The sequence below is a fragment of the Ferrimonas sediminicola genome, assembly GCF_005116715.1.
GTDB classification, from domain to species: Bacteria; Pseudomonadota; Gammaproteobacteria; order Enterobacterales; family Shewanellaceae; genus Ferrimonas; species Ferrimonas sediminicola.
The window spans coordinates 197,795-221,088 of sequence record NZ_SWCI01000006.1 but is presented as its reverse complement, the minus strand read 5'-3'; the positions used below and the strand labels follow the sequence as shown (position 1 = coordinate 221,088).

Below are 23,294 nucleotides of genomic sequence, written 5' to 3'. Positions count from 1 at the left end.
CCCGCGAGGGTGGCGCCCGTTATATCAAAACAGAAAAAGCTTATCTCAGCTCTATGGGCACCTGGAATACCACGTTCTCCTCGCGGCCCTGAACCTCTTCGACCCGATCGGCCCCCAGGTTCTGCAGCTCGGCAATCACCCCTTTGACCAGCACCTCAGGCGCCGAGGCGCCGGCGGTGACACCGACGTTGGCCGCGCCCTCCAGCCAGGCGGCATCGATGTCCCCGGCGCCGTCCACCAGATAGGCGCGGGCGCCGGACTTCTGCGCCAGCTCGCGCAGGCGGTTGGAGTTAGAGGAGTTCTTCGACCCCACCACCAGCACCAGGTCGCAACGGGAGGCCAGCTCCCGCACCGCATCCTGACGATTCTGGGTGGCGTAGCAGATGTCATCCTTGCGGGGACCGGCGATGGAGGGGAAGCGGGCCCTCAGGGTCTCGATGATGGCGGCAGTGTCATCCACCGACAGCGTGGTCTGGGTGACAAACTGCAGGTTGTCCGGATCCTTGACCTCCATCTTCAGCACATCCTCGGGAGACTCCACCAGGTAGATGCCCCCCTGCGGGTTGTCGTACTGCCCCATGGTGCCCTCCACCTCTGGGTGGCCGGCGTGACCGATGAGAACACACTCCAGTCCCTTGCGGCTGGCCCGGGTGACCTGCATATGCACCTTGGTGACCAGGGGGCAGGTTGCATCAAACACCTTGAGGCCGCGGTTGTCCGCCTCCTGGCGCACCGCCTGGGAGACGCCATGGGCACTGAAGATGACAATGCTGTTGTCCGGCACCTCGTGCAGTTCATCGACAAACACCGCGCCCCGCTGGCGCAGGCTGTCCACCACATAACGGTTGTGCACCACTTCGTGGCGGACATAGATAGGCGGTTCAAACAGTTCCAGGGCTCGCTCAACAATGCTGATGGCCCGGTCGACGCCGGCGCAAAAGCCCCGGGGATTTGCCAGTTGAATCTGCATGCTCAGTCCTTAACGATGATATCCAGCACTTCCAGATCGAAGATCACCATCTGCCCGGCCAGGGGGTGGTTGAAGTCCACTGTCACCGAATCGCCCGCCACCTCGCGGATGATCCCGGGCACCTGGTTGCCGTCCGGGGTCGCAAAAGCCATGATGGTGCCCTCAGTCAGATCCGCATCGGCAGCGAACTGGGTGCGATCCATATGGTGGATATTGTCCGGATTGCGCTCGCCGAAGGCGTGCTGGGGGTCCAGGGAGAAGCGACGGGTCTCTCCCTTGCACATCCCCTTGATCGCCGCCTCGAAGGCGCCGCTGAGACTGCCATTCCCCAGGGTCAGCCGGGCGGGTTTGCCATGGGCTTTGGTGCTGTCGGCAACGGTGCCGTCGGGAAGCTCCACATCGAAGTGGACAAAAACCTGGCTGTTGTTGCCAATGACCGGCTCAGTCATCACGCCTCCTTGGCCTTACGGCCATCCATAAAGCTGTCGAGGATCATCAATACTGCGCCAACGCAGATAGCGCTGTCGGCAATATTGAAGGCCGGCCAGTGCCAGCTCCCCACGTAGAAATCGATAAAGTCCACCACGTAACCGTAGGCCACCCGGTCGATAACGTTGCCGATGGCACCGCCGATGATCAGCGCATAGGCCAGGTTAAGCCGCCACTGGCCGCTCTCCTGCCTGCGCATCAGCACCAGCAACACCAGGGTCACCACCAGGGCGAAACCGGCAAAGGCCCAGCGCTGCCACCCCCCGGCATCTGCCAGAAAGCTGAAGGCGGCTCCGGTGTTGTGCACATAGGTCAGATTCAGGCTGGGTATCAGGGCCAGGCTCTCATACAGCTGAAAGCTCGCCATCACCGCCAACTTGCTGGCCTGATCCAGGACCAGGGCAACCAGGGCGACCCAGATCCATCTCAGGCCGCTGTTATTCCACTGTTGTGCCATGATCACTCCGTTAGGCAAACTGACGCTGCTCCCCGTCACCATCGACGTTGGTGACACAGCGACCGCACAGGGTCGGGTGCGCGCCGTGGCTGCCCACGTCCGAGCGGTGGTGCCAGCAGCGCTCACACTTGGCGGCTTCGGACAGAGTCACGCCCACCTTGATGCCGGCCAGTGCAGTTTCAGCCAGCTCGCCAGCTTCACTCAATGGCGCCAGCTTAACGTCGCTGGTGATCAGCACGAAGCGCAGCTCATCCCCCAGGCTGGCCAGCAGTGGGCTCAGGGTCTCGTCGGCATACAGGGTGACGCTGGCATCCAGCGGGTTGTTGATGCCGTCGGCCTTGGCCTCTTCCAGGGCCTTACGCACCACGCTGCGCACCTCCAGCAGCTTCTGCCACTGGTCATCGTTCAGGGAGCCCGACTCACGGCCCAGGCCGTCATACCAGGTCTGGGTAAACACAAACTGATCGCGCTCCCCGGGCAGCAGTTGCCAGATCTCGTCGGCAGTGAAGCTCATTACCGGCGCCATCCAGCGCACCATCGCCTCCAGGATCAGGTACATGGCGCTCTGACAGGAGCGGCGGGCATGGCTGTCCGCCTTGGCTGTGTACTGACGGTCCTTGATGATATCCAGGTAGAAGCTGCCCAGCTCGATGGAGCAAAAATGCATCAGTTTCTGGGTCACCTGCAGCAGGTTGTAGCTGTCATAGGCTTCAACCAGTTCCTCCTGCAGGTCAAAGGCACGGGCCACCATCCAACGGTCCAGCTCCACCATCTCGGCGGGGGCCACCATGTGCTGGTTGGGCTCGAAGCCATTGATGTTGGCCAGCAGGAAGCGGGCAGTGTTACGGATGCGGCGGTAGGCATCGGCGCTGCGCTTGAGGATCTCGTCGGATACGGTCATCTCACCGGTGTAGTCGGTAGAAGCCACCCATAGGCGCAGGATGTCGGCGCCCAGCTTGTTCACCACCTGCTGGGGGCTGATCACGTTGCCGATGGACTTGGACATCTTGCGGCCCTTGCCATCCACGGTGAAGCCGTGGGTGAGCACCTGCTTGTAGGGGGCCTTGTCCTTGATGGCCACACCGGTCATCAGGGAGGACATGAACCAGCCGCGGTGCTGGTCGGAGCCCTCCAGGTACAGATCGACCTCGGCGCCGTGGAACTCCTCCCGGGCATCCACCACGGAGGCGTGGGTGGAGCCGGAGTCGAACCACACATCCAGGGTGTCCAGCACCTTGTCGTACTGGGCCGCTTCCTCACCCAGCAGTTCGGCGGCGTCCAGATCCCACCAGGCCTGAATGCCAGACTCGGCGACCCGGTCGGCGACCATGTTCATCAGCGCCACGGAGTTGGGGTGCAGTGCCTGGGTCTCCTTGTGGACGAACAGGGCGATGGGCACACCCCAGGTACGCTGACGGGAGATGCACCAGTCGGGGCGACCGGCAACCATCCCCTCGATGCGGCTCTGGCCCCAGTCGGGGATCCACTGAACCCCCTTGATCTCCTCCAGGGAGCGCTGACGCAGCTTGGCCTGATCCATGGAGATAAACCACTGGGGAGTGGCGCGGAAGATGATGGGGGTCTTGTGACGCCAGCAGTGCGGATAGGAGTGGCGGAACGCCTCGTGATGCAGCAGGGCCCCCTTCTCCTTGAGCACCTCAACCACGGCGTCGTTGGCCTTGAATACGTGCTGGCCGGCAAACAGCGGGGTGTCCGGCAGGTAGACCCCATTGTTGCCCACAGGGTTAGCCACCTCCAGGTTGTACTTCAGGCCAACCTGGAAATCCTCCTGACCATGGCCGGGGGCGGTGTGCACCACACCGGTACCGGATTCGGTGGTCACGTGATCGCCGAGGATCGCGGGAACGGTCATCTCGTAGAAGGGGTGGTTGAACTGCTGCAGCTCCAGATCCTGGCCCTTGCAGTAGCCCAGGTTGTGATAATGGTCGATACCGGCGCGGTCCATCACATCCTTAACCAGATCGGCAGCCAGCACCAGACGCTCGGGGTGGTCACCCTCGACCTGGACCAGGGCGTACTGCAGGTCGGCGTGCAGGCACACGGCGCGGTTGGCAGGCAGAGTCCAGGGGGTGGTGGTCCAGATCACCACGGAGACAGGGCCCTGGCCGGTGTGGCCTTCGGCGCAGTCGAACTTGTCTTCCACCAGCTTGGCATCCACGGCGCTGAAACGCACGTCGATGGAGGGAGAGGTCTTATCCTCGTACTCCACCTCGGCTTCCGCCAGGGCGGAGCCACAATCGGTACACCAGTGCACCGGCTTGGCGCCCTTGTGCAGGTGACCGTTGTCGATGATCTTGGCCAGGGAGCGGATGATCTCCGCCTCGGTGCCGTAATCCATGGTCAGGTAGGGCTTGTCCCACTCGCCCAGCACACCCAGGCGGATGAAATCGGCTTTCTGGCCCTCCACCTGCTCGCGGGCGTACTCACGACACTTCTGGCGAAACTCGGCGGCAGAGATCTTCTGGCCGGGCTTGCCCACCTTGCCCTCGACCTTCAGTTCGATGGGCAGACCGTGGCAGTCCCACCCGGGCACATAGGGGGCATCGAAGCCAGCCAGGGTCTTGGACTTAATAATAATATCTTTCAGGATCTTGTTTACTGAGTGACCAATATGAATGTCGCCGTTAGCGTACGGAGGGCCATCGTGCAGAATGAATGGCTTCGCTCCCTGACGGCTGGCACGAATCGCCTTGTACAGCTCTTTCTCGTCCCAGCGTTTCAGCATTTCGGGTTCCCGCTTGGCCAGATTGCCACGCATGGGGAACTCAGTTTCCGGCAGGTTTAGCGTTGATTTGTAGTCGCTCATCGATCCTTTCACCATTGTTCAGGTAACACCAAGTATTGAATGCCCTGGATTAAAGCAGTTTAAGACGCGGCCAGCAGGATCTTGGCCTGCTGGGCATCCTTGATAATCTGTGATTGCAGCGCTTCGAGTGACTCGAAAGCCTGCTCCTTCCTCAGGTGGCTCACCAGAGCCACCCGCAAATGTTCTCCGTAGAGGTCTCCGTCGAAATCGAACAAGTGCACCTCCAGCTGACAGCGGGTTCCCGATACCGTGGGCCGGTGACCGACGTTGGCCACCCCCGGGTAACAGCGATCGCGCTCATCATAGACCCGGACGGCAAATACGCCGTTCACCGGCACCACCCGGCGCTTCATCAGGATGTTGGCCGTCGGGAAGCCCAGGGTCCGGCCCAGCTTGCGGCCATGAGCCACCCGGCCGGTGATCTGGTAATCATACCCCAGCATGCCGCTGGCCCGGTCCAGATCCCCATGGGCCAGGGCCAGGCGTATCAGGGTGGAACTCACCCGCTGCTGAGCCACCTTGAAACTGTCGGTGGGTACCACCTGGAAACCGTGGCGCTCGCCCGCCCGCGCCAGGGTGTGGAAGCTGCCCTGGCGCCCCTTGCCGAAACAGAAGTCGTCCCCTACCACCAGGTAACGGACATCCAGCTTGGCGACCAGCAGCTGCTCAATAAACTGATCACTGGTCAGTTCGGCAAACCTGTGGTTGAAACTGACGCACAGTACCCGGTCCACCTCCAGCTCGGCCAGTCGCTGCAGCTTATCCCGCAGCAGGTTGAGCCGGGCCGGCGCCCGCTCTCCGGCAAAATGCTCCTGAGGCTGGGGCTCAAACAGCATCACCGTGGTGGGCAGATTCAGCTCTTTGCCCTTTTTGACCAAGGCGTTAATCACTTCGGCATGGCCCCGGTGGACCCCATCGAAATTGCCTATGGTCAGTACGCACCCGCGGTGGCGGGGACGCAGATTATGTATACCTCGGATCAGCTCCATTATCGTGCCAGGGCTTCATAGTGTCGAAAATCGCCGGATTATACCTCAGAGTGGCGCCGGAATCAGCACTCAGGCTGCACGCAGATGACGAGGTCGGATCCCGGTCACCACCAACACCGCCAAATAGATCAGACCGCCACCGCCAATCAGGGCCGTCAGGGTCAGGCCGCGCTCCGCCAAGGTCATCGCCACCCACAGGGACTCAGCGGGGGAGAAGTTCAGCAGCGTAGCCGCCATCACCACGGCCGCCAGCAGCACCCTGGCCACAAACCCCAGGGTCTCCGCGCTCAGGCGATACACCCCCTGTTGCCGCAGGCCGAAATAGAGCAGGGCGGCATTCAGGGTCGCCGACGCCGCGGTCGCCATCGCCAGGCCCACATAACCGAAAGGAATGGCCAACAGGATGTTGAACCCCATGTTGCTGACCATGGCGATAATGCCGTAGCGCACCGGCGTCTTGGTATCCTGGCGGGAGTAATAGCCGGGCGCCAGCACCTTCACCAGCATAAAGCTCAGCAGGCCACTGCCATAGGCCATCAGGCTGTAGGAGGCCATCTGGCTGTCGGCAACGCTGAACTCTCCCCGCATAAACAGTACCATCAGCATAGGTTGCGCCAGGGCGATCAGCCCTGCCGCCGCAGGCACCCCCAGCACCACTACTGAGCGTACCCCCCAGTCCATGGTGGAAGCAAACTCACCGCCATTGGCATCCACATGCTTGCGCGACAGCGCCGGCAGGATCACGGTAGCGATGGCGATGCCGAACAGGCCCAGGGGAAACTCCAGCAGACGATCCGAGTAGTAGAGCCAGCTGATGGATCCGGTCATCAGGAAGCTGGCGATAAAGGTATCGAACAGCAGGTTGATCTGACTGACGGACACACCAAACATCGCCGGCAGCATCAGGGTGCGGATCCGTTTCACCCCGTCATCGTTCCAACCCCAGCTGGGACGCACCAGCACCCTGGCCCGGACCAGGAAGGGGATCTGAAACAAAAACTGAATCAAGCCGCCGATAAACACCCCCCAGGCCAGCGCCAGTTCAGGACGCGCCAGCTGCGGGGCCAGCCACAGGGCGCAACCGATGATGGCGATATTGAGAAACACCGGGGTAAAGGCCGCCACCGCGAAGCGCCCCAGGGTGTTGAGGATCGCCCCCGACAAGGCGGTAAAGGTGATAAACCACAGGTAGGGGAAGGTGATCTTCAGCATCAGGCTGGCCAGAACGAACTTCTCCCCAGCCGGTTCATCATTGAGCCAGGCCACGAACCAGCCGGTGCCGAACAGCGCCGCCAGCAGCGGCGAGGCTAGCACCCCAAACAGGGTCACCAGGGTCACCAGGGTGCCCAGGGTGCCACTCACCTTGGCAATCAGGTGACGCACCTCGTCGTCACTGCCCTGGTGCCGGTATTCGGTCAGCACAGGCACAAAGGCCTGGGCAAACGCCCCCTCGGCGAACAGGCGCCGCAGGAAGTTGGGAATCTTATTGGCCAGGAAGAAGACATCCGCCGCGGCGCCCGCCCCCATCAGGTTGGCCACCACCACATCCCTAACCAATCCCAGAACACGGGAGATCAAGGTCATGGCACTCACCACGGCCCCGGAGCGCATCAACTGTTTACTCAAAGGAAATTGCTCTACTTTTCATTGACGGGCCAGGATTAACAGACAGGGCTGAGAAATATCCCTCACTGCCCCTGTCGCCCGGCAAAAAATGCTGCTAGAATTGCGCCCCATCTTAAACTAGTTGGCCCGAAGAATGCCAAAGTTAGGAGTTTCTCCGAACTTGGTGTCGCTAATTTGCGCGGCGTGATTGACATTGCCCCATAAAAGCGGTATTTTCCACGGCCTTTGAGAATACGACAGCACCGTCTTTTAGGAGTTTGACCTTGGCTAACATCAAGTCTGCTAAGAAGCGTGCAATTCAGTCTGAGAAGCGTCGCCAGCACAATGCTAGCCGCCGCTCCATGTTGCGCACCTATCTGAAGAAAACCGTAGCTGCTATCGCCTCTGGCGACAAAGCTGCTGCCACCGAAGCTTTCAACGCCGCTATGCCGATCCTGGATCGCATGGCGACCAAAGGCCTGATTCACAAGAATAAGGCTGCCCGTCACAAGAGCCGTCTGAACGCTCAAATCAAAGCTCTGTAAGCTTCTGATTTCGTGACGATAAAAAACCGGCTTCGGCCGGTTTTTTTTATGCCTGTCTGCCAGGCCCCCGCCCTTTTGGTTCTTTGCCTGCCGTCACAGGAATCTGATACATTGCCCGGCCAAGGAAAATCACAACCATAAGGAACCCCATGCGCTTGTCCCTCACCCTGTTCGCCGGCCTGCTGGCCGCCCACACCACACTGGCTGCCCCCTTTACCGACGAGATCCTGAGCCAGGGCCAACAGCTGCGCCAGCACGCCATGGCCAGCAACCGGGCCTGGAACCTGCTGGAATCCCTGACCACTGAGGTGGGACCACGTCTGCCCGGCACCGAGGCAGACCGTCGCGCCGTTGCCTGGGCCAAAGCCAAGCTGAACACCCTGGGCTTCGACAGGGTTTACCTCGAGCCGGTGACCGTCCCCCACTGGCACCGGGGTCAGGCCAGCGCCAGAATTACCACCCCCTTCCCCCAGTCCATGGTGGTCACCGCCCTGGGGAACACGGTAGGCACCGACCCGGCGGGCGTGGAAGCCGAGGTGGTGGCCTTCAATACCCTGGAGGATCTGAAACAGGCCGACCCTGAGCAGGTCATGGGCAAGATCGTCTTCATCAACCACAGGATGGAGCGCTATAAGGATGGTCGCGGCTACAGCCCGGTGGTGAAGGCCAGGGGCAGAGGCGCGGTTGAGGCGGCCAAGAAGGGGGCGGTAGCCATGCTGCTGCGCTCGGTAGGCACCGACAGCCACCGCTTCGCCCACACCGGCATGATGCGCTACCAGGAGGGGATCGCTCAGATCCCGGCCGCCGCCCTCTCCAACCCCGACGCCGATCAGCTAGAGCGTCTGCTCAAGCGGGGCGAACCGGTGCGTTTCAACCTCAAGCTCAGCAGCGAAACCCGCCGCGAGCAGATCAGCTACAACGTGGTGGCGGAGATCACCGGCAGCACCCACCCGGAGCAGGTGGTGCTGATTGGCGCTCATCTGGACTCCTGGGATGAGGGAACCGGCGCCCTGGATGACGGTGCCGGTGTGGCCATCGTCACCGCCGCCGCCAAGCACATCATTGAGCGGAATCTTAAGCCCAAACGCACCGTCCGGGTGGTGCTGTTTGCCGCCGAGGAGATAGGCCTCATCGGTGCCAAGGCCTATAAGGCGGCTCACCTGGATAGACTGGACAGCCTCTACATCGCCGCCGAGGCCGATTTCGGCGCCGGTCCCATCTACCGGCTGGACTCCAGGGTCAATGAAGCCGCCCTGGAAACAATGGATGAGGTGGCCCGCCAGCTGGCGCCTCTGGGGGTCGAGCGGGGGCACAACCACAGCTGGGGAGGGCCGGATGTCTCCATCCTGCCCGATGAAGGGGTGCCGGTGGCCGGGCTGTCCATGGACGGCAGCGACTATTTCGATGTCCACCACACCATGGACGACACCCTGGATAAGGTGGACCCGGATGCCCTGCGTCAGAGCAGCGCCGTCTACACCCTGTATACCTGGCTGATGGCCAACGCCGAACAGTCTCTGCGTCCCATTCCCCTGCCCCAGGAGTAGGGTGCAAAAAAGGAGGACCCTGGTCCTCCTTTTTCTTTATCTGGCGCCCTCTTGCTAGGCAGGCTCATCTCGCAAGAACACCAGGGTCTTATCATCCGAGTGCTCGGCGCTGTAGCAGTAGCCGCCGTAATTGAATCTCTCCAGCTGCGCCAGCTCGGTCACCTGCTCCTTGGCCATAAAGCGGGCCATCATGCCGCGGGCCCTCTTGGCGTAGAAGCTGATGATCTTGTACTGGCCGTTCTTGAGATCCTTGAATACCGGGGTCACCACCTTGGCGTTCAGCTCACGGACCTTGACCGATTTGAAGTACTCGTTGGAGGCCAGGTTTACCAGTATCTGGGTCTGCTGCTCCGCCAGAGCCTGGTTGAGCCTGTCGGTAATCAGCTTGCCCCAGAACGCATAGAGATCCTTGCCCCTGGGGTTGGCCAACTTGGTACCCATCTCCAGGCGATAGGCCTGCATCAGATCCAGTGGGCGTAGCAGGCCGTAGAGGCCGGAGAGGATCCTCAGGTGCTTCTGGGTGTACTCCAGCTCCTGCTCATTCAGGCTGGCCGCCTCAAGGCCGGTGTAGACATCACCATTGAAGGCAAACAGCGCCTGCTTGGCATTGTCAGCGGTAAAGGGGGTGTGCCACTCCTGGAACCTGGCCACATTCAGCCCCGCCAGCTTGTCACTCAGCTTCATCAGCGAGGCCAGATCCGCAGGCATCAGCTTGCGGCACACCTCGATCAGCTGGGTCGCCTCACCCAGCAGATCCGGCTGGGTGCTGAGCTCGGTGGGAGCCGGGTTGTGGTAGTCCAGATTCTTGGCGGGGGAAATAACGACCAGCATGGCAGGCTCCATCCTTATTCAACATCACTGACGCCATGATAACACCGGTACCCAACAAAAAAACCACGCCGGCTGGCGTGGTTTTCGATAGGGGTAATCGGCTTACCTGTCCCAGACACCCGGGGCCAGTTTGCCCTTGAGCTCGGGGAAGCGTGCAGGATCAAAGCTTGGGGTCCTACCCGCATCCAACTGCTGCACATAATCCTTTGCCAGCTTCACCGCCAGACCAGAAAGGCCCAGGATGGCCACGATGTTCACCAGCGCCATCAGGCCCATGGAGGCATCGGCCAGGTCCCATACCACGGCAACCTTGGCCATGGAGCCAAACAGCACCATACCCAGTACGGCGACACGGAACAGCATTAGGCCTTTATGGGTGTTGCCGTTGAGGAACATGATGTTGTTCTCGGCATAACTGTAATTGGCGATGATGGAGCTGAAGCTGAACAGGATGATGGCAAAGGCCACGAAGTAGCTGGCCCAGCCGCCCAGCTCATTGGTCAGAGCCAGTTGCAGCAGGCCAATACCCTGGGCATCACCCGGATTGTCCAGCACACCGGAGAGCAGGATGATGGCCGCAGAGGCGGTACAGATCACCAGGGTGTCAACGAACACACCGGTCATCTGGATGAAGCCCTGGGAGGCAGGGTGCTTGGGGTTGGGGTTGGCGCTGGCCGCCACGCTGGCCGCAGAGCCCATGCCCGCCTCGTTGGAGAACAGGCCACGCTTGGCACCAATGATCAGGGCGCCCAGGGCGCCGCCGGCAAACTGCTCCAGTCCGAAGGCGCTCTCGATGATCAGCGCCAGGGCCTCCGGCACCTTGCCCAGGTTCAGCACCACCACCACCAGGGCAACCGCCAGGTAGACCACCGCCATGATGGGCACAATCACTTCGGAGGCATGCGCCACCTTCTTCATGCCGCCCACAATAATAAAGGCGGTCGCCGCCACCATAATCAGGCCCAGCATCAGTTTGTCGATACCGAACGCGTCGCCGATGGCACCGGCAATGGTGTTAGCCTGAACCGCGTTGAATACGAATCCGAAGGAGATGATCAGGAAGATGGAGAACAGGATCCCCATCCAGCGCTGTCCCAGGCCCTTCTCCATGTAGTAGGCCGGTCCACCGCGATAGAACCCTTCATCATCCTCCACCTTGAACAGCTGGGCCAGGGTGGCCTCGACAAAGGCGGTGGACATTCCCAGCAGGGCGATCACCCACATCCAGAAGATGGCACCGGGACCGCCGCCGACAATGGCCACGGCGATACCCGCCATGTTGCCAGTACCCACACGGGCCGCCATGGAGGTACAGAACACCTGGAAGGAGGAGATGCCATGTTCGGTCTCTCGGCCATGCATCACGGAACGGAACCCGTGACCGAGGCGCCGGAACTGGATGAAGCCCAGGCGCACGGTAAACAGGAAGCCCGCCAACACCAGCAGGTAGATGAGGATGTGATTCCACAGTAGGCCATTGACGGTGCCGGTTGCCGAAGCCAGAACGTCGTTCACGGCCTCAAGGGCAGAGGCCCCGGTGACTGCTGTCATATTCATATTGGAATTCTTCTTTGCTGAGTGAAAAAACCCGATGCTGGCACCGGTTCACTATTAACTGGAGATGTCCCTAACCACAATATGCGGCCCTGCCTGGCCTTTCGCCCCGATTTAGGGTTGTAGTTGAATAGAAGAGGGCAACTTTTGAGCGCCTCTTTCGGGCGATGGGGGGGCACGTTAGCATAGGTTTTTCAGAAATCCGCGTGACCCCGATCACAACTCAACATCAAGCTATCCCCCCGCTAACCTCGGCGACATCCAAAACACCCCAAAATGCAACACCCCGTTAACCTGAAGCCAATATTTTACCCGCCTGCACCGTGGCAAACTCCGCCCGGACGACTACCTTTTGCTAAGGGACAGGGCTGCTCCCCCGTTTTCGACTTTGACGACACATCATACGCTAACGGATAGAAAGAGGCGCACCGAAAGGAAAACCCCATGGAAAATTGACCTCAGTGGGTGAGTCTAGGGTCCAATCTGATATAGACTGACTGATTCCGGCCGAAGAATTTTTCCTGAAGCAATTGATAAATTTGCCTCTTTTTAATTATATGGCCGGTACCACACACTCGTTTCACGGCTGGGTAAGGGGCAGATTTCCTGGCAGGTTGCCTCGCGAAATGCGCGGCTGGGTCGCTTAAGCCGGCCAATGGCTGTAATTTTATTACTTTAATGTTGGCAAATAATACGAAATCGCATTTAATGGTGGGCTTAACGCCCAGTTTGTTGTAACGGAAAAACACCTATGTCTAACGCTCTAAACCAACTGAAAGCACTGACGACCATAGTAGCGGACACCGGGGACATCGAAGCGATCAAGCGCTATCACCCCGAAGACGCCACCACCAACCCCTCCCTGATCCTCAAGGCCGCCCAGATCCCTGAGTACGCCCCGCTGATCGAGGACGCGGTCGCCTGGGCCAGGGCACAGAGCAACACACCGGCACAACAACTGGAAGACGCCGCCGACAAGCTGGCGGTCAACATCGGTCTGGAGATCCTTAAGATCGTGCCCGGCCGTATCTCCACCGAAGTGGATGCCCGCCTCTCCTTCGATACCAAGGGCTCCATCGATAAGGCCCACAAACTGATGCGCCTCTATAATGAAGCGGGCATCAGTAACGACCGCATCCTGATCAAGCTGGCCTCCACCTGGGAGGGGATTCAGGCGGCCCATCGCCTGGAGCAGGAAGGGATCAACTGCAACCTGACGCTGCTGTTCAGTTTTGCCCAGGCCCGGGCCTGTGCCGAAGCCGGAGCCTACCTGATCTCCCCCTTTGTCGGCCGCATCCTCGACTGGTACAAGGCCAGCACCGGCCAGGAGTACAGCGCCGCCGAAGACCCGGGCGTCCTCTCCGTCAGCGCCATCTACGACTACTATAAACGGCACGGCTACCAGACCGTGGTGATGGGTGCCAGCTTCCGCAACACCGGTGAGATCCTGGAGCTGGCCGGGTGTGACCGGCTCACCATCGGCCCCGGCTTGCTGGAGCAACTGGAACAGAGTGATCTCCAGGTGGAAAGGAAACTGAGCTTCAGCGGCGAAGTGGAATCACGCCCGGCTCCCATCACCGAAGCCCAGTTCCGCTGGGAGATGAACCAGGATGCCATGGCCACCGACAAACTGTCAGAAGGCATCCGCAACTTCGCCATCGATCAGGCGAAGCTGGAATCGATGCTGACCGAGAAGCTGAGCGGCTAATCCCCGTTCCCGGGCTCCCCTTTTGGGGGGCCTGACCGTTTTATAAGGATCTGTCATGAGCACCCTGACCTCCCTGCCCGCCTGGAGCGCACTGGCGGAACACGCCGAAGAGATTAAGGCCACCCACCTCAGGACCCTGTTTGCCGATGACCCGCAGCGGGCCGAACGCTATCTGGCCGAGGCGGCCGGCCTGCAGCTGGATTTCTCCAAGAACCGCATCAACGACCTTACCCTGACCCTGCTGGCTCAACTGGCGGAGGAGTCCGGCCTGACAAAGAAGGTGCAGGCGATGTTCTCCGGCGAGGCGATCAACCACACCGAGAACCGCTCGGTACTGCACACCGCCCTGCGCAGCAGCAGCAGCACCCCTCTGATGGTGGAGGGCAAGGACATTCGCCAGGAGATCGCCGCAACCCTGGTCAAGATGGAAGCCTTTGTCGATGCTGTCCACCGGGGAGAGTGGCGGGGGTACACCGACAAGCCATTCACCGATATTGTCAGTATTGGCATCGGGGGCTCCTTCCTGGGCCCCAAGATCATGGCAGAATCCCTCAAGCCCTACTGGCACAAGGGGCTTAGGTGTCACTATGTGGCCAATGTGGACGGTACCGCCATCAGTGAGAAGCTGAAGCAGGTGGATCCGGAAACCACCCTGTTCATCATGTCCTCCAAGTCGTTCACCACCCAGGAAACCCTGACCAACACCCTGACCGCCCGGGACTGGTTCCTGGCCAAGGGGGCACCGGACAAGGCCATTGGCCAGCATTTTGTGGCCGTCACCTCCAATGTGCCCGCCGCGGTGCAGTTTGGCATCGACGAGGAGAACATCTTCCCGATGTGGGACTGGGTCGGTGGCCGCTACTCCATGTGGTCCGCCATTGGCCTGCCCATCGCCCTGCAGATCGGTTTCGGCCAGTTCCGCCAACTGCTGGAGGGGGCCGAGAAGATGGACCAGCACTTCCAGAGCGCGCCTCTGGAGAGGAACCTGCCGATGCTGATGGGCCTGCTGGCGGTGTGGTACACCAACTTCTTCGACTCCGCCAGCCATGTGATCCTCTCCTATGACCACTACCTGCGCGGCCTGCCGGCCTATATCCAGCAGCTGGACATGGAGAGCAACGGCAAGGGCACCAACGATCAGGGCGACGGCGTGGATTACCATACCGGTCCGGTGATCTGGGGAGGCGAAGGCACCAACGGTCAGCACGCCTATCACCAGTTGCTGCACCAGGGCAGCGGCATCATCCCGGCGGACTTTATCCTGCCGCTGAACAGCCACAATCCTCTGGGGCGTCACCACGCCATGCTGGCGGCCAACTGCTTTGGCCAGACCCAGGCGCTGATGTCAGGCAAGACCCTGGAGGAGGCGCGTCGTGAACTGGAGCAGAAGGGGATGGCGGCCGATGCCATCGACGCCCTGGCACCTCACAAGGTGATGCCCGGCAACAAGCCCAGCAATACCCTGCTGATGAACAAGCTCACCCCGGCAACCCTGGGGGCGCTGGTGGCCCTGTACGAACATCGCACCTTCGTACAGGGTGCCATCTGGCAGATCAACTCCTTCGATCAGTGGGGAGTCGAGCTTGGCAAGGTTCTGGGCAATTCCATATTAGATGACCTGGAAAGCGACACTCCGAAGCTGGATCAGGATGCCTCCACGGCCAGGCTGATTACTATCTTCCGTAAACGGGAGATCTAATCGAGCAATCCCCCCCCAACCAGTAACCTTTGTGCAACATTTGAGTTGCATACTGAAATCCGGCTGTGATATACCGATGTTACTGAGGCAAAGCTGAGGAGGGGACCTATGGAAAGGTTGGATTACGGCTCACCATTGGGAAGCGTGGTCGAGAAACCAACCCGTTCACGCGGCAGCAAGAAGCGCAAGTGGCGGGAGATTGAGGCACTGAAAGAGCGCCACCGCCTGGAGAAGGAGCTGCAGGATATCGACTTCAACTACGAGCCTGACTGGGACCTCATCGAAGCCTGACCCAATAAAAAACCCCGCTCAGCGGGGTTTTTTATTGGCTGCGGTTTAGTCTTCCACATCCGCCAGATAGTTACGCAGATCCTCAAACTCCTGCTCAGAGGCGCGCCCAAACAGGGGGTCCTCCACCAGTTTGCTGGCCACCAGCCTGTCCACCTGTTTCCAGTCCTCCTCATCAAAGGTGGCCTCGAGCAGCGGCAGGACCTTGGCCTCTTCATATTTGAGGTGACGGATCTGCATCTCCACGAAAGCTTCAACATCCTGGATCAGCTTCTCCCTGGGTACCACGGCATCATTGAGGATCATTCCCAGGGTATCGAGCAACTCCTCGGTAGACACCCGCAGACGCTCATGCTCCCTCTCCAGTTGGCTCACCTCCCCGTCACGACCGGTCTTGTCCAGATAGTGTCGGTAGAGAATATCCTCCATGGGGTGATGGCTGTGATCCGCATACTGCATCAGGTAGTGCACCACGTCGCGGATCAGGGTCAGGTTAACCTCCTTCCCCTCACGCAGGCTCTTGGCCTTGCCGGAAAGAACCCTAAGCAGAGTCAGAATGTGTTTGTGGTCGGTGTGAATCCTGGCCAGCATGGCATTCCCCTCAAAAAAGTACTTCGTTTAATGATAGTTAACTTTAGGTTACGGCCATCAAACAATTTCCCTTCAGGCCGGATTGCTTTGACGGGGATCAAGGGCGCCATTCGATGGGTGCCTGCCCCCGCTGCCGTAACCACTGATTTGCCTGGGAGAAATGGCCACAGCCAAAGAAGCCCCTGTGGGCGGACAGTGGTGACGGATGCGGCGCCTTCAGCACCAGATGACGGCGGCCATCCAGCCTGGCTCCCTTCTTCTGGGCATGACTCCCCCAGAGCATGAACACCACCCCGGGGTGGTGCTGATTGAGCTCCTCGATCAGTACATCGGTGAACCGCTCCCAACCGAAACGGGCATGAGAGTGGGCCTTGCCCCGCTCCACCGTCAGCACGGTGTTGAGCAGCAGCACTCCCTGCTCGGCCCACCGCTTCAGGTGGCCGTGACCCGGGTGCTCGAACCCTGGGATATCCTGGGCAAGCTCCTTGTAGATATTCTTCAGAGAGGGGGGGATGGCAACACCCTTGGGCACGGAGAAACTCAAGCCATGGGCCTGACCCGGACCGTGGTAGGGATCCTGGCCGAGAATCACCACCTTTACTCGATCGAACGGTGTGTGATTGAGGGCATTGAACACGTCGCCACCGGGGGGATAGACCTCGACCCCACTCTGCCTGATCTCGGCAATACGATGCCCCATCTCCTGAAAATAGGGTTGCTGACGCTCACGCTCCACAATATCTTGCCAGCTTATCTCCACACGCTTTCCCACTCTCTCCCCAAAAAGCACAGCATAAACAACCCAATGACTCAGAGCAATTGATCCCGGCGCCTCGACTCCCTAGGATCCCTCGCAGTGACAGTAATCAGGACCTAGATTGATGAGACGAATCGGAGCCCACGTCAGCGCCTCAGGAGGGGTGGAAAACGCCCCGCTGAATGCCGGTAAGATCGGGGCGAAAGCCTTCGCCCTGTTCACCAAGAACCAGCGCCGCTGGCAAGCCAAACCACTGACCGATAAGAGCATCAGTGCCTTCAAGGAGAACTGTGCCCTGGTGGGCATCTCCCCGGAGCATGTGCTCCCCCACGACAGCTACCTGATCAACCTGGGCCATCCGGACCCCGATGCCCTGGTCCGCTCCCGGGAGGCTTTTATCGATGAGATGCAGCGTTGCCAGCAACTGGGACTGGGGCTGCTCAACTTCCACCCCGGAAGCCACCTGAAGCAGATCGACGAGGATCATTGCCTGCGGCTGATCGCCGACTCCATTAACCTCGCCCTGGAGCAAACCCGGGGGGTCACCGCGGTGATCGAGAATACCGCCGGCCAGGGCTCCAACATGGGCCACCGCTTCGAGCACCTGGCGAGGATAATCGAACTGGTGGAGGACAAGAGCCGGGTGGGGGTGTGCCTGGATACCTGCCACACCTTCGCCGCGGGCTATGACCTCTCCAGCTTCCACGCGGCCGAAGCCACCTTCGCCGAGTTCGATAAGATCGTGGGGCTGAACTATCTCAAGGCGATGCATCTCAATGGATCCAAGTCTGCCCTGGGCAGCAGGGTCGACCGTCACCACAGCCTGCAACAGGGGGAGATGGGCACAGAGGTGTTCCGCTTCCTGATGAACAATCCGGCCACCGACGAGATCCCCATGGTGCTGGAAACCATAGATGAAGCCCTGTGGGCCGAGGAGATTCGCTGGTTGTACAGCCTGGAGGGTCGGCAGGAGATCACCTGAAACAGGCAAAAAAAAGGCAGGCCATCAAGGCCTGCCGACAGTAAACAGCAAAAGGGACTGGCATAGTGAGGTGCCCCGACACAAAAAAGCACCTCGGTCCCATTCGACAAAATAACTGGATGAAACGAAAAAACACTCACGCACTGAGATGGCACCAAACCATGTGCCTATACCCTGCGGCGTTCATTGACTTGGACTCTGACGCCTGAATCAACGAGGTGTTCAATTTACCTCCACCCCCCGCATTGCACAAACGACGAATAATACTCCTCGAATTAATTTCACTCATGCGAAACCGGGGGCGGCGCTCCCAATACCGCCGCCCTGCAAACCATAAGCTTCATGCACTCAACCTGTTGCTGTGACCCACGCCTCAGCACAGTTATGGGTTTCAATGCAAATAAGTGTGATTTATAAGCCAAACTGATAGAGTGTGGCCTCCACTCCCCACAACAAATCAGGAACTGCGATGATCGATTTCCGCTCCGATACGGTAACCCGTCCCAGCGACCAGATGCGTCGCATCATGGCCGATGCCCAGGTGGGCGATGACGTCTATGGCGACGATCCCAGCGTCAACCGTCTCGAGGAGTATGCCGCCGACCTGGCCGGATTCGAAGCCGCCCTGTTCACCAGTTCCGGCACCCAGGCCAACCTGTTGGCCCTGATGAGCCACTGCCAGAGGGGAGATGAATACCTTTGCGGCCAGCAGGCCCACAACTACCGCTTCGAGGGAGGGGGGGCCGCCGTATTGGGCTCCATTCAGCCCCAGCCGGTGGAGAACGACGCCGATGGTTCACTCCCCCTGGAGAAGCTGGCAGCCCAGATCAAACCGGACGACATCCACTTCGCCCAGACCCGGCTGCTCAGCCTGGAGAACACCATAGGGGGCAAGGTACTGTCTCAGGACTACCTGGCACAGGCCCAGGGGTTTGCCTTCGAACATGGACTGAAGATCCACCTGGATGGCGCCCGGGTGTTCAACGCCTCCGTCAGGCAACAGTTGCCCCTGTCCGCCATTGCCCAGCACTTTGACTCCCTGACCATCTGTCTCTCCAAGGGGCTGGGCGCACCTGTGGGATCGCTGCTGGTCGGCGATGAAGCCCTGATCACCAAGGCTCGTCGCTGGCGTAAGATGCTCGGAGGGGGACTGCGCCAGGCCGGTATTCTTGCCGCCGCCGGCCAGTACGCCCTGGAGAACAATGTCAACCGCCTGGCCGAGGATCACGACAACGCCGGTTACCTGGCGAGCGAATTGGCCCAGTTGGATGAGCTCGAGGTGGCCCTCGAGCAGGTACAAACCAACATGGTGTTTGCCCGCCTCAGCAGCGGGGATTCACGGGCACTGCAACACCACCTGGCGCAGCGGGGGATCCTCATCTCCGCCGCCAACACCCTGAGACTGGTGACCCACCTGGATGTGGATCGGACCGGCGTGGACAAGCTGATCACCGAAACCAAAGCCTTCTTTGCGAGTAACAGATAATGAGTAACACACGTACTCCCCAGGGACAGCTGCTGCTGCGCACCCTGGCGATGCCGGCAGACACCAACCCCAATGGCGACATCTTCGGAGGCTGGATCATGTCCCAGATGGACATGGCCGGTGGCCTTCTGGCCAAGGAGATCGCCCGAGGTCGCATCTGCACCGTGTCTGTCGATGGAATGAGCTTCCACACGCCGGTTTCCGTGGGGGATGCGGTGTGTGTCTACGGCCAGTGCACCCGCATCGGCACCAGCTCCATGACCATCACCCTGGAGGTGTGGGCCAAGCCGGTGCTCAAGGGCGAAGATGAGCGCCACTGCGTGACCGAAGGCACCTTCACCTATGTCGCCATTACCGACACCGGCAAGCCCAGGCCGGTTCCCGCCCGGGACTGAAGCAGAAACATCGAGGGGAGCCGTCGGCTCCCCTTTTTGATCAGTGCAGTTTCAGCTCCGGCCGCATCAGCCTCTGCAACCCATTGAGCGTCATCAGCAGCAGTCCCCGCCACACCCCGTGCAGGGCGATGAGGTGTCTACGATAGAGGGTGGTATAGACCCAGCGGGCCAGCTTACCCTTGACCGTCATCCCCCCGCCGACGCAGGAGAGCAGGTTGCCGACGGTATGGAACCGGGACATATTGATGAAGGCCCCCAGATCCCGATAAACGTACTCCCCAAGACTGGCGCCGGGATCCTCCATCAGCTTCTGAATGTTCTTTCCCACCAGCAAAGCCATCTGCCGGGCGGTCTGTCCTCGGGGCGGTACCCAGCTGCCATCCTCCTGGGGACAGGCGGCGCAGTCGCCAAAGGCAAAGATGGCCGGGTCGGTCACACTCTGGCAGCTGGGGTGAACCAGGATCTGATCGCTGCTGCTGGTCTCCAGGCCCAGGGTGGAGAGCATCGGGTGCCCCTTGACCCCGGCGGACCAGATCACCATGTCGGAAGGGATAAACTGACCGTCACTGGTGAGCATGCCATCGGGCTTCACTTCGCTGATCCGGGTATTGGTCATCACATTGACCCCCAGCTTCTCCAGCTCCCGTCCGACGGCTTCGCAGATGTGGAGCTTGTCGAGGCGGGGAAGCACCCGGTTTGAGGCCTCAATCAGGTTCACCTGCAGCAGGTCCTCCTGAATGGCGTAGCCGTAGCCTCTCAGGGTATTGGCGGCGTGATGCATCTCGGCGGCCATCTCCACGCCGGTGGCTCCGGCCCCGACGATGGAGATCTGAAAATGTTCCGTCTCGACGTTATGTTCCTTGGCATATTGCAGGAAGCGGTTGCGGATCTTGCGCCGAAGTAGCATCGCCTCCTCGGTCAGATCCAGAAAATCACAGTGCTCCTGGACTCCGGAGATCCCAAAGTCATTGGTAACCGCCCCAATCCCAAGCACCAGGTAGTCGTAGTCAATCCGCCGCTCCGGCAGGATCTCCTTACCCTGATCGTCCTTCATCGGTGCCAACACCACCTGCTTGGCACCCCGATCGATTGCCCGAAGCAGCCCCTGTTCAAACCTGTAGCCACTCTGTGCCGCATGCACCCGGTAATCCAGGGCATTGAGGCCCTCGTCCAGGCTGCCCGTGGCCAGTTCGTGCAGCAGCGGCTTCCAGATATGGTGATCACACCGATCCACCAGGGTAATCTCCGCTTTTCCCCTCTTCCCCAGCTTTCGACCCAGCTTGGTGACTATCTCCATGCCGCCGGCGCCGCCGCCGACGATAACTATCTTGGTCATCGCTCCACTCCAATTTGGGCTCTGCTTAGGAAACTCATCGGGCGGCCAGGGCCGCCACCCGGTCTACCACCGGGCCTCACACCGACTCATGCAAAAGGTGATCCGATTAAGATCGGGGCGAGTCTAGCAATGGCTTAAGTGCCCAGCAATTAGCCAAAAGGATAGAGAAAATACTTTTATGATCAGTAACTAAATAAACCAAGATTGGAGATCCAGGACCGGTTAAAAGGCGATCAAACCGAAATTTTCCTTATAAGAATGACCATTTGACCAAAGGCTGTTTCACAAGCCTCAATAAATTACACTTTTATGCACCAAAGGAGGGCAGACAGGGGAAAAGGAGAGCAAAAACGACATTCCACACCCATTACTGTTCACAAAGCAACAATCCGAACTGGGCCTGGGTCAGGGGTATGACCAGCTCATTGGGGCAGTGCCTCGGCCTCCAGGTCCTTACCGAACTCGAGGGTGGGCAAAGGCTTACCGTGCAGATAGCCCTGCATCAGGTCACAACCATGACGCACCAGCCAGCCGTGCTGCTCGGCGTATTCCACCCCTTCGGCCACCACCTTCAGGCCCAGGGTCTTCGCCAGAGAGAGGACCGCCTTGGTGATCTTGCAGCAGTAGGGATCCTTGGGCAGCCGACCCACGAAGCGGTGGTCGATCTTGAGAACATCAAAGGGTAACTGGGACAGGTAGACCAGAGAGGAGTAGCCGGTACCGAAGTCATCGATGGCAAAACTGAGTCCCAGCCTCTTGAGCTTTAACATTACCTCCCTGCCCTGGGACAGGTTATCCATCATCATCGATTCGGTCAGCTCAAACTCCACCCGCCGCGGATCCACCTCGGTGCGGTTAAACACCGACTCCACCCGTGCCACGAAGCTGTCATCCATCAGCTGGCGGGCAGAGATGTTCACCGCAACCCTGATCCTGCTGCCCTGACGCTGCCAGTTGCGCAGCTGCCGGCAGGCCTGCTCCAGCACCCACTCTCCAATCTCCACGATGAGGCCGCTCCGCTCGGCCTGGCCGATGAACTCATCGGGAGGCACCATTCCCAGTTCGGGATGCTGCCAGCGGAGCAGCGCCTCGGCACCGATGAGGTTCCCCTTCTGGTCACACTGCTTCTGGTAATAAACCTGAAGCTGACCTCGCTTCAGGGCACAACCGAGATCCTGCTCCAGCTGCCGCCTGCGCCTCCCCCTGTCACTCTGCTCCGGCGAGTGAATGCAGAACCGATCGCCCCCCTCGGCCCCGGCCCGACCGGCAGCACAGTCCGCATCCCTCTCAAACGGGCCGTTAGCGGCATCCCCCTGGCTCAAGGTGAAATCAAATCGCCGCTTGGTGCGGAAATCCGGCGGGTTACCGAAGCCCCGGCGGATGCAGGCCGCCGGATTGGCGTACTCGGGCTGCAAAGACAGATTATAGGCCGGCATCGAACTCGGGTGGGCCTTGGGGAAACTGGCCGCCCCCATGCTGCGTCGATCTCCCCTCAGCAGAGGGACCAGCAGGAGGAAGAGGCAGACCACGCTTCCCCAGGGAAGCAGATTGATCAGAATCGCCGTCCACATCGCCCGGTCGGTCACTCCCCGCCGCCGGTTGCGCTGGTCAGCGGCCCGCCCCATCAGATTGTCGGCCAGAAGCTGCAACTCTGCCTGAATCCGATCGGCGCTCTCCTGGGTCATCTCAAAGGCGGCAGACAGCCTGGCCTTATCGCTGCCGGGCTTCCCATAGAGAGCGGTCAGCGCATCCAGTTGACGACCGCCCTCCTGCAGGGCCACCACCAGTTGGGGAGCCTGCTGCTCCAGCCCGCCCGAGCCCAACAGGGCCGAGACGCCTCTCCTGGCCTGATCCAGTTCAAGGCTCAACTCTGGGGTCAGGGTGGTACGACGCAACCGAAGCAGGCACCTCTCGATGGCCAGGATCGCCAGCTGCAGCCGATGAATCTGGCCCAACGCCAGCCGTTGCTCCTCGATCAGAGTGTCGCCGGCCAGGTTCAACTGATCACCAAACCTGTGTGTTTGCCAGATCCCCAACAAACCCAGCAGGAGCATCATCGACAGCAGCAGCAACTGCCCTCGTCTCGACCAAGTGGAGAAACTGCGCATCCTTGCACCTCTGAACCTGAGAAGCCATCCCGGCTCCAGAGGTAAACTTAGTTAGCGGAGGGGTTTCATGCTAGTCACCACCCCGTCACCCGGCGCAGAGGTAAGCGGGCACAATAAAGATACAACATCA

The 23,294-nt window shown here is 60.2% G+C and carries 20 protein-coding genes; 8 read left to right on the top strand and 12 right to left on the bottom strand.

Annotation, left to right across the window (positions count from 1 at the left end; translation table 11 throughout):
• Positions 1-40: 40 nt before the first annotated feature.
• From ispH to murJ, 6 genes are all read right to left on the bottom strand, one after another.
• Positions 41-970, bottom strand: a complete 930-nt coding sequence (gene ispH, locus FCL40_RS11570; protein ID WP_136853455.1) for a 4-hydroxy-3-methylbut-2-enyl diphosphate reductase — start codon at positions 968-970, stop codon at positions 41-43.
• Positions 971-972: 2 nt separating this feature from the next.
• Positions 973-1,419: an FKBP-type peptidyl-prolyl cis-trans isomerase gene (gene fkpB / locus FCL40_RS11565; RefSeq protein ID WP_136853454.1), complete on the bottom strand. Its 447-nt coding sequence runs from the start codon at positions 1,417-1,419 to the stop codon at positions 973-975.
• Positions 1,419-1,916, bottom strand: coding sequence for a signal peptidase II (gene lspA, locus FCL40_RS11560; RefSeq protein ID WP_136853453.1), 498 nt, complete (start codon positions 1,914-1,916; stop codon positions 1,419-1,421). The genes fkpB and lspA overlap by 1 nt, the downstream gene beginning before the upstream one ends.
• 10 nt (positions 1,917-1,926) lie before the next feature.
• Complete coding sequence (ileS, locus tag FCL40_RS11555; protein ID WP_136853452.1) at positions 1,927-4,743, bottom strand: isoleucine--tRNA ligase; 2,817 nt, start codon at positions 4,741-4,743, stop codon at positions 1,927-1,929.
• 59 nt (positions 4,744-4,802) lie between these two features.
• Positions 4,803-5,732: a bifunctional riboflavin kinase/FAD synthetase gene (gene ribF, locus FCL40_RS11550; RefSeq protein ID WP_136853451.1), complete on the bottom strand. Its 930-nt coding sequence runs from the start codon at positions 5,730-5,732 to the stop codon at positions 4,803-4,805.
• Positions 5,733-5,801: 69 nt separating this feature from the next.
• A complete protein-coding gene (gene murJ, locus FCL40_RS11545; RefSeq protein ID WP_136853450.1) occupies positions 5,802-7,358 on the bottom strand; it encodes a murein biosynthesis integral membrane protein MurJ in 1,557 nt (518 codons plus the stop codon).
• A 263-nt stretch (positions 7,359-7,621) separates the two neighbouring features.
• Here murJ and rpsT point away from each other — a divergent pair, with 263 nt between their 5' ends.
• Together rpsT and FCL40_RS11535 are read left to right on the top strand one after the other, a co-directional pair.
• Complete coding sequence (gene rpsT / locus FCL40_RS11540) at positions 7,622-7,882, top strand: 30S ribosomal protein S20 (RefSeq protein WP_136853449.1); 261 nt, start codon at positions 7,622-7,624, stop codon at positions 7,880-7,882.
• 149 nt (positions 7,883-8,031) lie between these two features.
• On the top strand, positions 8,032-9,429 hold the full coding sequence (locus FCL40_RS11535) for a M20/M25/M40 family metallo-hydrolase (protein ID WP_136853448.1): 1,398 nt from the start codon (positions 8,032-8,034) through the stop codon (positions 9,427-9,429).
• A 54-nt stretch (positions 9,430-9,483) separates the two neighbouring features.
• On the opposite strand, the gene yaaA is transcribed toward FCL40_RS11535, so the two are convergent.
• Positions 9,484-10,260, bottom strand: a complete 777-nt coding sequence (yaaA, locus tag FCL40_RS11530) for a peroxide stress protein YaaA (RefSeq protein WP_136853447.1) — start codon at positions 10,258-10,260, stop codon at positions 9,484-9,486.
• Between the two features lie 102 nt (positions 10,261-10,362).
• Complete coding sequence (locus tag FCL40_RS11525; RefSeq protein ID WP_229360319.1) at positions 10,363-11,817, bottom strand: alanine/glycine:cation symporter family protein; 1,455 nt, start codon at positions 11,815-11,817, stop codon at positions 10,363-10,365.
• A 748-nt stretch (positions 11,818-12,565) separates the two neighbouring features.
• Between FCL40_RS11525 and tal the strand changes: the two genes are divergently transcribed.
• The 3 genes from tal (at position 12,566) to FCL40_RS11510 (ending at position 15,512) form a co-directional block, all read left to right on the top strand.
• A complete protein-coding gene (gene tal, locus FCL40_RS11520; RefSeq protein WP_136853446.1) occupies positions 12,566-13,522 on the top strand; it encodes a transaldolase in 957 nt (318 codons plus the stop codon).
• A gap of 55 nt (positions 13,523-13,577) precedes the next feature.
• A complete protein-coding gene (gene pgi, locus FCL40_RS11515) occupies positions 13,578-15,221 on the top strand; it encodes a glucose-6-phosphate isomerase (protein WP_136853445.1) in 1,644 nt (547 codons plus the stop codon).
• Between the two features lie 108 nt (positions 15,222-15,329).
• Positions 15,330-15,512, top strand: coding sequence for a DUF3545 family protein (locus FCL40_RS11510; protein ID WP_136853444.1), 183 nt, complete (start codon positions 15,330-15,332; stop codon positions 15,510-15,512).
• Positions 15,513-15,557: 45 nt separating this feature from the next.
• On the opposite strand, the gene FCL40_RS11505 is transcribed toward FCL40_RS11510, so the two are convergent.
• Both FCL40_RS11505 and ung read right to left on the bottom strand, forming a co-directional pair.
• On the bottom strand, positions 15,558-16,100 hold the full coding sequence (locus FCL40_RS11505) for a hemerythrin domain-containing protein (RefSeq protein ID WP_136853443.1): 543 nt from the start codon (positions 16,098-16,100) through the stop codon (positions 15,558-15,560).
• A gap of 97 nt (positions 16,101-16,197) precedes the next feature.
• On the bottom strand, positions 16,198-16,854 hold the full coding sequence (gene ung, locus FCL40_RS11500) for a uracil-DNA glycosylase (protein WP_205729130.1): 657 nt from the start codon (positions 16,852-16,854) through the stop codon (positions 16,198-16,200).
• A 127-nt stretch (positions 16,855-16,981) separates the two neighbouring features.
• On the opposite strand from ung, the gene nfo reads away from it, so the two are divergent.
• The 3 genes from nfo (at position 16,982) to yciA (ending at position 19,720) form a co-directional block, all read left to right on the top strand.
• On the top strand, positions 16,982-17,839 hold the full coding sequence (gene nfo, locus FCL40_RS11495; protein ID WP_136853441.1) for a deoxyribonuclease IV: 858 nt from the start codon (positions 16,982-16,984) through the stop codon (positions 17,837-17,839).
• A gap of 469 nt (positions 17,840-18,308) precedes the next feature.
• Positions 18,309-19,325, top strand: a complete 1,017-nt coding sequence (ltaE, locus tag FCL40_RS11490) for a low-specificity L-threonine aldolase (protein ID WP_136853440.1) — start codon at positions 18,309-18,311, stop codon at positions 19,323-19,325.
• Positions 19,325-19,720, top strand: a complete 396-nt coding sequence (gene yciA / locus FCL40_RS11485; RefSeq protein ID WP_136853439.1) for an acyl-CoA thioester hydrolase YciA — start codon at positions 19,325-19,327, stop codon at positions 19,718-19,720. The genes ltaE and yciA overlap by 1 nt, the downstream gene beginning before the upstream one ends.
• Positions 19,721-19,760: 40 nt before the next feature.
• On the opposite strand, the gene FCL40_RS11480 is transcribed toward yciA, so the two are convergent.
• Both FCL40_RS11480 and FCL40_RS11475 read right to left on the bottom strand, forming a co-directional pair.
• Entirely contained in the window at positions 19,761-21,056 is a 1,296-nt protein-coding gene (locus FCL40_RS11480) for an NAD(P)/FAD-dependent oxidoreductase (RefSeq protein WP_136853438.1), read from the bottom strand.
• A 422-nt stretch (positions 21,057-21,478) separates the two neighbouring features.
• The gene (locus tag FCL40_RS11475) at positions 21,479-23,164 is read right to left on the bottom strand and encodes an EAL domain-containing protein (protein ID WP_136853437.1); all 1,686 of its coding nucleotides are present in this window, start codon (positions 23,162-23,164) and stop codon (positions 21,479-21,481) included.
• Between the last annotated feature and the right edge of the window lie 130 nt (positions 23,165-23,294).

Coding starts and splice junctions, on each gene's coding strand:
- ispH (WP_136853455.1), bottom strand. CDS start 970: ATGCAGATTCAACTGGCAAATCCCCGGGGCTTTTGCGCCGGCGTCGAC.
- fkpB (WP_136853454.1), bottom strand. CDS start 1,419: ATGACTGAGCCGGTCATTGGCAACAACAGCCAGGTTTTTGTCCACTTC.
- lspA (WP_136853453.1), bottom strand. CDS start 1,916: ATGGCACAACAGTGGAATAACAGCGGCCTGAGATGGATCTGGGTCGCC.
- ileS (WP_136853452.1), bottom strand. CDS start 4,743: ATGAGCGACTACAAATCAACGCTAAACCTGCCGGAAACTGAGTTCCCC.
- ribF (WP_136853451.1), bottom strand. CDS start 5,732: ATGGAGCTGATCCGAGGTATACATAATCTGCGTCCCCGCCACCGCGGG.
- FCL40_RS11535 (WP_136853448.1), top strand. CDS start 8,032: ATGCGCTTGTCCCTCACCCTGTTCGCCGGCCTGCTGGCCGCCCACACC.
- yaaA (WP_136853447.1), bottom strand. CDS start 10,260: ATGCTGGTCGTTATTTCCCCCGCCAAGAATCTGGACTACCACAACCCG.
- FCL40_RS11525 (WP_229360319.1), bottom strand. CDS start 11,817: ATGAATATGACAGCAGTCACCGGGGCCTCTGCCCTTGAGGCCGTGAAC.
- tal (WP_136853446.1), top strand. CDS start 12,566: ATGTCTAACGCTCTAAACCAACTGAAAGCACTGACGACCATAGTAGCG.
- pgi (WP_136853445.1), top strand. CDS start 13,578: ATGAGCACCCTGACCTCCCTGCCCGCCTGGAGCGCACTGGCGGAACAC.
- FCL40_RS11510 (WP_136853444.1), top strand. CDS start 15,330: ATGGAAAGGTTGGATTACGGCTCACCATTGGGAAGCGTGGTCGAGAAA.
- FCL40_RS11505 (WP_136853443.1), bottom strand. CDS start 16,100: ATGCTGGCCAGGATTCACACCGACCACAAACACATTCTGACTCTGCTT.
- nfo (WP_136853441.1), top strand. CDS start 16,982: ATGAGACGAATCGGAGCCCACGTCAGCGCCTCAGGAGGGGTGGAAAAC.
- ltaE (WP_136853440.1), top strand. CDS start 18,309: ATGATCGATTTCCGCTCCGATACGGTAACCCGTCCCAGCGACCAGATG.
- yciA (WP_136853439.1), top strand. CDS start 19,325: ATGAGTAACACACGTACTCCCCAGGGACAGCTGCTGCTGCGCACCCTG.
- FCL40_RS11480 (WP_136853438.1), bottom strand. CDS start 21,056: ATGACCAAGATAGTTATCGTCGGCGGCGGCGCCGGCGGCATGGAGATA.
- FCL40_RS11475 (WP_136853437.1), bottom strand. CDS start 23,164: ATGCGCAGTTTCTCCACTTGGTCGAGACGAGGGCAGTTGCTGCTGCTG.